Below are 9,758 nucleotides of genomic sequence, written 5' to 3'. Positions count from 1 at the left end.
CTGGCCTGGTTCGACCGCCTGGGATTAGCCCGACTCTCATAACCTCAATCCCTCGAACCGCCCGGTGCGGACCCGCATGCCGGGTGGTGTGGCAGGGGCGCAGTTCATCAGAACTGCCCCCTATGCCGATGGGCCCGGATTACATCCGGCTACTGGCTATCGCCCGCAAGCGGGCTCCTACGGGACGGGTGAATACCTGTAGGAGCGGCTTCAGCCGCGATGTTCTGGTCCGCCCCCGGCATCCACGTTTCGTAGCCGGATGAAATCCGGGGGCAGTTCGCGCACCAGAAAAAGCTGTCGCGGCTAAAGCCCCTCCCACAAGCCCGCGGGGAACTGTGGGAGGGGCTGTAGTTCGAGCACATGGCCAGGCTTATCGCGGCTGAAGCGCAATGCCGCCCTGCCGCTCCTACGGGACGGGTGAATACCTGTAGGAGCGGCTTCAGCCGCGATGTTCTGGTCCGCCCCTGCATCCACGTTTCGTAGCCCGGATGAAATCCGGGGCCGTTCGAGCACCAGAAAAAGCTGTCGCGGCTGAAGCCCCTCCCACAAGCCCGCGGGGAACTGTGGGAGGGGCTTTAGCCGCGACTGGACATTGAGTGGTTCCCCGGATTTCATCCGGGCTACTCATTGATTATCGCCAGCAAGCGGGCTCCTGGGGGGCGTGGTTTGTTCTGTAGGAGCCGGCTTGCCGGCGAGCCTGGCAATCATCCCAGGCGATGACGCCGGGCTATCATTCCGTCAGCGTCATCAGAATATCGGCATACCAGGTACAGTTCAGACCCAGGGCCTCGTCCTGATCCTCGTCGCGATTGCCCAACAGGCGCGTGGAGTGGATGCCGAGCAGATGCCAGGGCAGTTCACCCTCGACGCTGGCGCGTTTGACCACTGGCGCGCCGCTCAGGCCGCGATGGGTGCGCCCGTCGGTGAGGAAGTAGCCCAGCCCGTGGAAACGCAAACCGAAGGACGATGCCAGCCCGGCATGGCGCGCCACCGGCATGCGGTGCAGGGTGTCCTGAAAACCCAGCGGGAAACCCACCACCAGCAGCGTCGAGCCGATTTCCACATGCTCGTCGGCTTGCAGCAGGTGCTGCGGGGTGAAGGCCTGGTAAGCGCCGTTGTTAGGCAGGGCTGCCTGATCCAGCTCGATCACCGCCACGTCGATCTCGCCCGCGCCATCCATACCTTGCCGCCAAAGGTGCTGGTCGCCGTTATACAGCGGGATGGAAAAGCTGACGGTGCTGGCCAGGTTGTCTGCGTCGGTATGCAACTCGATCTGCAGGCTGTCCGGCTGATGGCCGCTCGGCTCGTCGAGCATCACGTGACGGCTGGTGACGAGGAACAGCCGTTGATCCCGGCGGAAGAAGAAACCACTGGCATTGGTCAGTATCTGCCCAGTCGCCAGCGTGGTGATGCGTGCAGCACTCAACATCAGGGAATCGATCATTGCCAGGGCCTCCTGCCGGTGTGTGGCTTATCGACTGACTGCCAAAACCGTGACAGGTTCGTCTGGTTGCATCGAGCCTGCGCCACGGTGGATGTAAAAAGCGACATCCACCCTACGAGGCCGTCACCTTGCGCATGCACGTCATGGGCTTGCCGGCTCGTCCTCGTTGCGATCCAGCGCCACCTGGCGAATCGACAGGCGAATCTCGGCCGGCAGCACGCGCTTGGCGGCGCCTTCGGCCAGTTCGCTGAGCAGCGGATGATGGCTGAGCTTGCCGGCCTCGTCCTGGCGCAGCACGCCCTGATCCAGCAGGCTCTGGATGAAGTGGCGGAACAGGCTCTTGTCGAAGAACTCCGGCGCATTCAGGCCATGCAGGATCGACAGGCGCTGGGCCATGACCGTGCACAGGTCTTCCAGCTCCTCGGCGCTGATCGCGTTCTGCCCGGCGTTGAGCAGCAGGGCGATGGCCATGTAGAAGCGCTGCAGGGTCTGCGCCACCGAGCGCGACAGCAGGGTCAGCAGCACGAACTGGCGCGAGCTCGGCGCCGGGCGCAGGTACACGTCGCCCTCGATCTTGAGCAGGCCCTGTTCGACGAAGGCCGTCAGCCATTGGTCGATCACGCCTTCCAGCTCGCTCTGCTCCCAGCGGATGAACAGCTCGGACTGCAGGTAGGGATACAGCGCGCCGGCGTAGCGCAGGATCTGCTCGCGGCTGATCCGCGCGCTGCTCTGGAAGAAGCTGGCCAGCAGCGCCGGCAGGGCGAAGATGTGCAGCACGTTGTTGCGGTAGTAGGTCATCAGGACGGCGTTCTGCTCGTCCAGATAGAGAATCTTGCCGAGGGCGTCCTTCTGCTCGGCCAGCAGGTCCATGCCCTTGACGTGCTCGATCAGCGCTGCACCGTCGCCTTCCGGCAGGGTGGTGTGCGGCGAATAGGGCACCGCGCGCAATAGCGCCAGATAAAGGTCGAGCACCCGCGCCAGGGCGCGGTCATCCAGGGCCAGCTTGCTGGTGGACAGCAGCGCCAGGGCCACCAGGTTGACCGGGTTGATCGACGCCGCCTCGTTGAGGTGGCGCGCCACCCGCTCGCCGAGGCGGTTGGTGGTGTCGTTGAGCCAGGCCGGGCGGTACTGCGGGGCCAACTCCTGCTCACGCCAGCCGGGCTGCTGCTGGTCAAGGAATTCCGCCAGTTTGATCGGCTCGCCGAAGTTCACCGAAACCTGGCCGAAGCGCTGCTTGAGCGCGCCGAGCACCTTGAACAGGTCGAAGATCGATTCCTTCTTCTTGCTCGCGCCGCGCAGCTCGCCCAGGTAGGTGCGGCCCTCCAGCACCCGCTCGTAGCCGATATACACCGGCACGAAGACGATGGGCAGGCGGTTGCTGCGCAGGAAGCTGCGCAGAGTGATGGCCAGCATGCCGGTCTTCGGCCGCAGCATGCGCCCGGTACGCGAGCGCCCGCCCTCGACGAAGTATTCGACCGGGAAGCCCTTACTGAACAGGGTGTGCAGGTATTCGTTGAACACCGCCGTATACAGCGGGTTGCCCTTGAAGGTGCGGCGCATGAAGAAGGCGCCGCCACGGCGCAGCAGGCCGCCGATCACCGGCATGTTGAGGTTGATGCCGGCGGCGATGTGCGGCGGCGTCAGGCCGTTGCGGAACAGCAGGTAGGACAGCAGCAGGTAGTCGATATGGCTGCGGTGGCAGGGCACGTAGATCACCTCGTGACCCTGGGCGATATCGCGCACGCCTTCGATGTTGTGCACCTTGATGCCGTCGTAGATCTTGTTCCAGAACCAGCTCAAGACCAGTTCGAGGAAGCGGATCACCGTGTAGGTGTAGTCCGAGGCGATCTCGTTGCCGTAGCGCAGCGCCTGGGCTTCGGCCTTCTCCAGGCTGATCTTCTCGCGCTCGGCTTCCTCGGCAATCGCCTGGCGCACCTGCGGGGCGTGCACCAGGCCCTTGACCAGGTTGCGTCGGTGCGACACGTCCGGGCCGATCACCGCCGCCTTCTGGTTGCGGAAATGCACGCGCAGGATGCGATGGACCATGCGCAGGGTGCGCTCCTGGCCCTTGTCCTGCTCGACCAGCTCGCGCAGGTGAATCGGCGTGGAGAACTGCACGCGGGTCTTGCGCCCGAGAATCAGGATGCTCACCAGCCGGCGCAGGCGTCCGGTCACCGCCCAGCTGTCGGCGAACAGCAGTTTCCAGGGGCTGGTCTCGCGATCGGGCGATTGGCCCCAGAACACGCTGACCGGCACGATCTGCGCATCGTCCACCGCGTGGCGGGAGAGGGCGGCGATCACCCGATCCAGGGTCGGCGAAATGCCGCGCTTGTCCTGCCGGCCGAACCAGTCCGGCTCCGGCGTCAGGTAGAAGAAGGCCGCGGGTTCGATGTGTTCCCCGACCGCCACCGGCAATACCGGGCGTGGCAGGCCGGCTTTGGTGCACTCGCGGTCGACCACCGCCAAGTCGCTCACCGAGGGCTGCTGCAGCACGTAGAACACCGGCTTGCTGCGGTCGAGCTTGAGGGTGAAGGCGGACTGGTTGATGGTTTCCGAGCGTACCCAGAGGTACAGCAGGCGGCGCAGCGCGCTAAAGGCCATGCGGCGGAAGGGGGAGCGGGTCATACGGACTCTTGAACAGTTAAACGAGCGGATGCTCGGGAAGGGCGCTAGTGTGCCGCAAGCCGCATATGGCGGGCAAAAAACTTCCGGGAGAAGTTTTTGACGTCGCTCCGCGACGGCCCTTGAGGTGGCCGCCATGGATGGCAGGACACAAAAAACTCTCGCGTCCAGGCCGTCAGCCCGGCCAGCATGCAGGCAGCGTATGACGAAAAAACGGTCGACTACTCAGTAGCCGTTGATCAACAGAACCGTAAAGCGGGTCTCGGGTTCCCGATCAGAATGCCGAGTCAGGCTGACTCGATGGTGCGGATCGCCTCCTGATCTGTTGGTTGCGTTGGTGTACCGGGTAGGAGCGAGCTCTGCTCGCGAAGCTTTTGCGCTCGGGGATTCGCGTGCAGAGCTCGCTCCTACAAATGTCCTTATAGGGGGGGGCGCAGCGTCGTAGGGTGGGCTTCAGCCCACCAAGTTGTGATTTCGCAATCCACTTGCTGCAACGCGAACCCCTCACGCCAATTTCATCACCACCACACCAGCCGCAATCACCGCGCACGCCAGCAGACGAATCGGCCGCAATCTCTCCTTGAGCAACACCACCCCCAGCAGCACAGCGAACACCACGCTGGTCTCGCGCAGGGCTGAAACCAATGCCACCGGCGCCTGGGTCATGGCCCAGATAACGATGGTGTAGGCCGCCATCGACATCGCCCCGCCGGCCAGCCCGCCACGCCAATGCGGGCCCAGCTGCAGGAAGGCGCGCGGCCCACGGCTGATGGCCAATACCGCCGCCATCACCACGCCGTTAACGGTGAACAGCCACAGCGAATAACTCAGCGCATCGCCATTGCTGCGTGCGCCCATGGCATCGCTGAGGGTGTAGCCGGCGATGAACAGTGCCGTCATCAACGCACAGCCCAGCATCGCCCCCTGTGGCGCCTTGTGATGGCCGCCGCGCAGCGCCATCAGCCAGATGCCCAGCACCAGAACCAGCAAACCCAGCAACTGCAGGGCACCGAGCCCGTCCTGCAACAGCAGCAGTGACAGCAAGGCGACCATCAGCGGCGAGCTGCCCCGCGCAATCGGATAGACCTGGCCCAGGTCGCCGTACTGGTAGGCGCGGGCGAGAAAGAAGTTGTAGCCGATATGCAGCAACGCCGACAGCGCGATCCACGGCCAGGCCGAGGCTTGCGGCAGCGCCACCAGCGGCAGGGCGCAGAGCGCCACCAGGCCAGCACCGATCTGGATCAGCGTGGCGGTGAGGAAGCGATCCAGACCAATCTTGAGCAGAGCGTTCCAGCCGGCATGCAGGGCAGCGGCGGCGATGACGGCGAGAAAGACCGTGGTTTCCAAGGCGGGCCTCGAAGACAGGCGGTTATCGAAGAAATTGAGCAGGAGCCGTGCGGATGCCGCTCGACTCGACGTGACGTGGCTGAGGCGCCGTGTCGGTCGTCAGTCTGGCGCAAGCTCGATTTTCGGCCAAAACCCGTTACCGCATGATGGCAGCACAGTGGCGCAACAATGCCTATGATTCAACGCAAGGCGATGGATCACGCTCTGCGACGCTGAACCAAAGGGCAACAGACCCTGGCCCCGACAGCTAGAAAACAGCCCGCCCGTGAAAGGCTTGGAGAACAAGGCGATGACCCCGCCCAGCACGCCGATTGACGCGCATGACGCCGTCGCTCGACACCCTCGAATCGCAACACCCTTGAACCTGCTTATCGTTCTGGCGAGTGTATTCGTTGCCGTTGTCTGGCTGATCACCCTGCAACGCATCGCCTTCGAACGTGAGCAGGCGCTGACTGCGGAAATGAAAGCCAACTCCAGTCTGGCCATCGCTTTCGAGCAGCAGGTGTTCCGCGCGCTGAAGGCGGCCGAGCAGGTGGCGGCTTTCGTGCGCGAGCAGTACCGCCGGCAGGGTAAGGCCATCGACCTGCGCCGCTGGGTCGAGGAGGGCATAATCCGCGAGGAGATGTTCACCATCGTCAGCGTGGTGGACGAGCAGGGCGATATCGTCAGCAGTAGCCAGGACACTGGCCCGGTCAACTACGCCGACCGCGAGTTCTTCACGGCGCAGCGCGATGCCCGTATCGATCACCTGTTCATCAATCAGCCGGTACTCGGGCGGGTTTCCGGGCGTTGGCTGATCCCCATGTCGCTGCGTATCGAGCGCGATGACGGCAGCTTCGCCGGCGTCGTGGTGATGGCCGTGCGTCCAGAGGACGTCACGCGTTTCTTCCAGCAGGTCGATCTGGGCCCGCAGGGGCTGTTGGAGCTTGCCGGCCTCGACGGCGTGATACGTGCGCGCAAGATCGGCGCACGTAGCGAATTTGGCCTGGGTGCCGAGTCGCTGGCCTGGTTCCAGCGGCAAAAGCTGCACGGCGCCGATGATTTCCACGACAGTGGCGAGGCGCTCGATGGCGTCGCCCGTATCGTCAGCTACCGCACCATGACCGGTTATCCACTGATGATTACCGTGGCCACCGCCTATGACGAGGAGATGGGCACGACCTTGCAGCGGCGCTCCACCTACCTGATGGCCGCAGTCGGCGTCACCCTGGTGGTCATGCTGTTCGTTGGCCTGCTGGCGCTGATGCTGGTTCGCCAACGTGCGGCCACCGATGCCCTGCAAGGCAGCGAAGCGCTGTTTCGCGCCACCTTTCACCAGGCGGCCATGGGTATCGCCCACATCAGCCCCGAGGGTCGGATACTGCGGGTCAACGAGAAATTCGCGCGCATGCTGGGGCGCCCGCCCGAGGCGCTGCAAGGCGCCAACATTTTCGACCTGAGCGACGCCGAAGTAGCTGCCGCCGCCCGCAGCTTTCTGAGTGAGCAACTGGTCAGCGAGGCTCGTGCGCTTTCCCCGGAAATCGAGAAAACCTATCGGCGTGAGGATGGCTCGCTGATCTGGGTATGCGAGGCCTCGAGCGTCGTCCGCAACCGCCATGGTCACCCGGAGTTCCTGGTGCTGGTCACGCAGGACATCACCGAGCGCAAGCACCTGGAAGCGCGCCTATGTCATGACGCCGAGCATGACGCCCTCACCGGGTTGGCCAACCGCGTCAGGTTCCACCAGCGACTCGACCAGGCGCTGGAGTCCGTGCGCGACCAGCAGCTGTGCGCCGTGCTCTATATCGACCTGGATGGATTCAAGGAAATCAACGACCGCCACGGTCATACGGCCGGCGATAGCCTGCTGCAGATGGCCGCCAGGCGGCTGGAAGGTTGTGTGCGCAGCACCGACACGGTCGCACGCTTCGGCGGTGATGAGTTCGGCATCGTCCTCGGCAATCTGCACGGCAGTCAGGAGTGCGAGACCGTGGCGCTCAAGGTTCTGGATGTGCTGGCCAAGCCGTTCGATCTGGACGGCTGCATGGTGCGGATATCGGCGAGCGTGGGCGCCGCTCTGTTTCCGCTGCACGCTGAAGGCGGCCAGGACCTGCTGAAACGTGCGGACCAGGCCATGTACGCGGCCAAGCACGCGGGCAAGAACCGCTTTCACAGGGCTGAAGGATAGGGCTGATGATGGCCTGAACAGCCATCGCCGGATCTTCGCCTGAATACCTGTGACGGTTACTGGACCGCGACAAGCTGAGTCGAAACGCCCTGTTCGCCAGCCACCAGCAGCTGCCTGCGCCATTTCCACTCCAGCATGCCCAGGCCTGCGACGGATGCAGCCTCGCCGAGCACATGACAAAGCCCCGGTAGCGTCATGAGCGGGGCAAAGATCGTAGCGATGCCAAGGCATGCCAACGCCCAGAGTCCGTTGGCCACTGCCAGCAGCTTGATTAGCGCTTCGGCGCGTCGCAGGCGAATCGCCAGCGAAATGGAAAAGCAGGCGTAGGCGATATTGATCGCGCCGATGAAGCTCAGCAGCTCGCCGGGCAGGGCATACCAGCCGCTCAACCAGGGGGGCCAGCAACAGAACCACAACGCCCGTGCTCGCAGCGGCCATGCAGTCCAACCAGAGGAGATGCCTGATCATTTGAATCACCTCCTACCGTGCGGTGGATGTTTCTGTGTCTGTGGGAGAGAGCTTTCTGCTCTGGCATCCTGCTTCGCTCTACCTCCTGCGTCCATGCAGTCGTAGCCGCGATTGCTGGCGAGCAAAGCGCCCCCGTATTTCATCGGGCTACGAGAAATCTTTTTCGCCCGCTGTAACGCCCGCATCCCTGCCTCGTCCATTGCTGCGAGGGCGCCAACCTGGCGCCGTATTCGAAACCGATGGAGAGATGCCAATACCCTGACTGCCACCTAGGGTCTGTTGCCGTTTCGACGCGGCCGTGCGCGAAACGGCAACAGACCCTAGGGCGCTGCACTGCCGAGTTACATGGCGTTCACTGCCCACGCCACTAGCATCCCCTTCGCTGAGCAGGAACTGGCCGGCGGCTACAGCCTGACCGCTGCCGAGAAGGCGCAGGAAGGCTCCCGTATTGAAGGCACGTGCAGTGGCGATAAGAACGAGTAAGGGCGCCGGGAGGACTGATATGCCATTGGCAAACCTCACCGGTGCCGGCCGTGGCTGCGCTCGTGGCGCTTTTCATCAGCGGGGCAGGGCGATGGTTGAGTCTCGACTACTGGCTGGCACGGCGTTTCCGGCCATATCGCGCTAGCCCAGCGGATTATCCCGGCGCCGGCTCTCGCGAAACTCGCCCGGCGTCTGCCCGGTCCAGCTCTTGAAACTGCGGTGGAACGAGCGTGATTCGGTGAAACCGAGATAACAGGCAATGTCCTGAATCGCCAGGTCGCTGCGCAGCAGGTAATGCTCGGCCAGTTCCTGACGCAGCTCGTCGAGTATCTGCTGATAGCTGGTGCCGGCCTGCTGCAGGTGGCGCTGCAGGGTGCGCACGGTCATGTCGAATTTCTCCGCCACCCGTTCCTTGCGCGGCAGGCCGTCCTTGAGCAGCAGGCGCAGGGCGTTCTTCACCCGGCGCGGCAGCGGCTCGTTGTCGTCCAGCCCGGCCATCAGGGTAAGGGCATGTTCTTCCAGGGTGCGCAGCAGGTTGGCGTCGGCCTGGCGCAGCGGCACGCCGAGGTAGTCCAGCGGCACCAGCAGGGCGTTGCAGGGCTGTTCGAACCGCACCGGGCAGCCGAACAGCTGCTGGTATTCAGCCAGTTCGGTGGCGGCCGGTTGCGCGTGTTCGAACCACACCTCACGCGGTGAATGCTCGGAGTCGGCGATCCAGCGGGCGTACAGCAGCCAGGAGGCGAGCACGTTCTCGACCATGTGGCGGCGCACGTCCGGTGCCTGATGACGGCAGCTCCAGATTAGTCGTACGTGATCCTCGGCCGCCTCGATACGGCTGGTGCCCATGTCGCCCACCAGCTTTTCGTAGGGCACGATGCGGCCCATGGCCTCGCCGAGGGTGGCACAGTTCATGGCGATATAGCCGAGCACGCTCCACGAGCCGGGCTGGACGAAACGCGCCGAGTGCAGGCCGAACAGCGGGTCGCCGGACACCTCCAGCAGATGCGCCAGCAGGCGTTCGTGTACCTCGCTGGGAATCCGCTTGCCATTGTCGGCCAGATCCTGCGCCTGGACACCGGCTGCCGCGAGCGCACGGTCGATATCCAGACCGAGCTGTTCGGCCTGGCGCAGGTACTTGAGCAGGGCGGGAACCGAGGTATAGCCGAGGTTTTCCATGGATTATTCTTGTTCTGCGATGCCTGTCTTGATTGGCGATAGCGCTTGTCC

7 protein-coding genes are annotated in these 9,758 nt (G+C 64.0%); 2 read left to right on the top strand and 5 right to left on the bottom strand.

Features of this window, described 5'->3' with window-relative positions:
- Positions 1–730: 730 nt before the first annotated feature.
- The 3 genes from PSOLE_RS07685 to PSOLE_RS07675 all read right to left on the bottom strand — a co-directional run bounded on the left by PSOLE_RS07685 (position 731) and on the right by PSOLE_RS07675 (position 5,413).
- Positions 731–1,444, bottom strand: a complete 714-nt coding sequence (locus tag PSOLE_RS07685) for a trypsin-like peptidase domain-containing protein (protein ID WP_074855864.1) — start codon at positions 1,442–1,444, stop codon at positions 731–733.
- A gap of 141 nt (positions 1,445–1,585) precedes the next feature.
- Positions 1,586–4,069: a glycerol-3-phosphate 1-O-acyltransferase PlsB gene (plsB, locus tag PSOLE_RS07680; protein WP_074855866.1), complete on the bottom strand. Its 2,484-nt coding sequence runs from the start codon at positions 4,067–4,069 to the stop codon at positions 1,586–1,588.
- A 501-nt stretch (positions 4,070–4,570) separates the two neighbouring features.
- Positions 4,571–5,413, bottom strand: coding sequence for an EamA family transporter (locus PSOLE_RS07675; RefSeq protein WP_074855869.1), 843 nt, complete (start codon positions 5,411–5,413; stop codon positions 4,571–4,573).
- Between the two features lie 358 nt (positions 5,414–5,771).
- Here PSOLE_RS07675 and PSOLE_RS07670 point away from each other — a divergent pair, with 358 nt between their 5' ends.
- Positions 5,772–7,580 (top strand): sensor domain-containing diguanylate cyclase, encoded by a 1,809-nt coding sequence (locus tag PSOLE_RS07670; protein WP_241198080.1) that lies wholly within the window; start codon positions 5,772–5,774, stop codon positions 7,578–7,580.
- 56 nt (positions 7,581–7,636) lie between these two features.
- On the opposite strand, the gene PSOLE_RS07665 is transcribed toward PSOLE_RS07670, so the two are convergent.
- Positions 7,637–7,969: a hypothetical protein gene (locus PSOLE_RS07665; protein WP_244597203.1), complete on the bottom strand. Its 333-nt coding sequence runs from the start codon at positions 7,967–7,969 to the stop codon at positions 7,637–7,639.
- Between the two features lie 424 nt (positions 7,970–8,393).
- Here PSOLE_RS07665 and PSOLE_RS24100 point away from each other — a divergent pair, with 424 nt between their 5' ends.
- Positions 8,394–8,531 (top strand): hypothetical protein, encoded by a 138-nt coding sequence (locus PSOLE_RS24100; protein WP_003462092.1) that lies wholly within the window; start codon positions 8,394–8,396, stop codon positions 8,529–8,531.
- A gap of 141 nt (positions 8,532–8,672) precedes the next feature.
- Here the strand turns inward: PSOLE_RS24100 and gliR are convergent, their stop codons facing one another.
- Positions 8,673–9,707 carry an AraC family transcriptional regulator GliR gene (gliR, locus tag PSOLE_RS07655; protein ID WP_074855873.1) on the bottom strand — a complete coding sequence of 345 codons (1,035 nt, stop codon included), beginning with the start codon at positions 9,705–9,707 and terminating at the stop codon, positions 8,673–8,675.
- Between the last annotated feature and the right edge of the window lie 51 nt (positions 9,708–9,758).

This window comes from Pseudomonas oleovorans subsp. oleovorans, from assembly GCF_002197815.1.
Lineage (GTDB): Bacteria > Pseudomonadota > Gammaproteobacteria > Pseudomonadales > Pseudomonadaceae > Aquipseudomonas > Aquipseudomonas oleovorans.
The sequence above is the reverse complement of the archived record's forward strand: the minus strand, read 5'-3'. Positions and strand labels throughout refer to the sequence as shown.